This window comes from Novipirellula herctigrandis (assembly GCA_007859835.1).
GTDB classification, from domain to species: Bacteria; Planctomycetota; Planctomycetia; order Pirellulales; family Pirellulaceae; genus Novipirellula_A; species Novipirellula_A herctigrandis.
In genome coordinates this window covers 6,543-8,056 of record SJPJ01000001.1, presented here as the reverse complement: position 1 = coordinate 8,056, position 1,514 = coordinate 6,543, and the positions used below count along the sequence as shown (strand labels likewise).

The following is a 1,514-nucleotide window of genomic DNA, read 5'->3' as shown; positions in this document are numbered from 1 at the left end:
ATCACGTTGTCGAAACGAGATCATCATACGAGATCGATGTTGTACGTCGATACGATCTTCATCGTTACGTCGGGTAACGGCAACGTTCACCGGGCCGCGGCGAAAGACATGCAAGCAGAAAAAGCCGCGCGGCCCGCGGCTCCGTGTGCAACGTATTGTTATCCGTCGTTTTGCGGATCGCTTGGTGCTGATTGTACGCGATCCACGATGGATGTTCCATCTGGAAGTCCACCCCAAGAGTTGCCTGTCCATTCCCACATTCTGCCAACCTGAATTCGCGAGGGAGCTCCAAATTCTGATTCTACAGCCAATTTTTTCGATAGATACAGAATGTTGTCGGTCTTAGTTTGCGCGACGACGAATCCTGATTCGATCTCGTCGATATTCACGATTAGTATTTGTCGCCGCACGTCTCGAGCAATAAATCGAGAAAGTGGTTCTCCGGTCTCAAAAGCCGCACGAATTCTGTCTCGGAGTTGAAATTCTCGGCGTTCGCGAAAGAAACGTTTGAGCGATTGAAGCATATTCCTGAGACGGATAACGGCGGAATTCACCGAGCACGGGCGGTTGATGTTGTGATGGCCAAGAATTGCACCACCCGTGCTTCGGTGCAATTCATGGTTCGCCGCGTTCAATACGCCCCGACGCCGGGAAGGTTCTCTTCCAACCACGCGCGAGGATCAGGATCAACATCACCAATATACAGGTGTTTGAGCGCGGTCATTTTCTTGAGCGTGCGAAGCCCTTGCTCGGATACGGGAACACACAGGTAGAACGTCTCCAGTTTAGTCAGTGACCCAAGATGAACCAAACCTGCCTCCGTCACGTCGGTGTTGTGAATCGTCAGCAATTCGAGATTCGTCAAATTGCTGAGGTGCTTCAATCCAAGATTCGTAATTCGTGTGCCTTCAAGACTAAGTTCGCGAAGCTCCGTGAGTTTCCCGAGTGATTGGAGGCCGTCGTCGCCGACACGTGTTTGGACGAGCCCTAGCTCTGTCAGTCGGGAGAGCTTAGTGAGGTGCTTCATTCCCCTGGATGTGACACGCGTACCAAGGAGTTCCAATTTGTGCAGGGACGTAATTGTTCCGATGCGTTGCAGCCCAGAATCACCAATCTTGGTGGCACGGATGTCGAGGGAAACGAGATCGGGGAAAGAAGCCAGGTTGCTAAGCGATCGATCCGTGATTTGCGAACCTGAAAGTGAAAGTTCCTGAAGCTGATGGTGCTCAGAGATATGCTTCCAGATTGCGTCACTTACATCGCAGTCCATAAGTTTTAGCTGTCGCAACGACTGCAGTGCATCGATATGTGTGAGGTCTTCGTTGGTGAGTTTGCGGTCCGCAATGAACAAGTAGAACGGTACGCTTTTCGCATCCCGCTTAATGCTGGCGTCATTGAGTTCTTGGAAATACGCCACGGCTTGATCGGGCGTTGGCGGATTGGCCATAGCGTGAAGGCCGAGCATCGAGACGGCAAAAAGCACAGTAGTTAGTAAACGCATCACTTTGTCGGCG

At 51.6% G+C, this 1,514-nt stretch carries 2 protein-coding genes; one reads left to right on the top strand and one right to left on the bottom strand.

From position 1 onward, the window contains the following. Window positions 1-273: hypothetical protein (locus CA13_RS34400; RefSeq protein ID WP_419193732.1), on the top strand; the 273-nt coding region annotated here is incomplete at its 5' end. 358 nt (window positions 274-631) lie between these two features. Here the strand turns inward: CA13_RS34400 and CA13_RS00035 are convergent. Further along, the coding region (locus CA13_RS00035) for a leucine-rich repeat domain-containing protein (protein ID WP_419193731.1) at window positions 632-1,514 on the bottom strand (883 nt) is incomplete at its 5' end.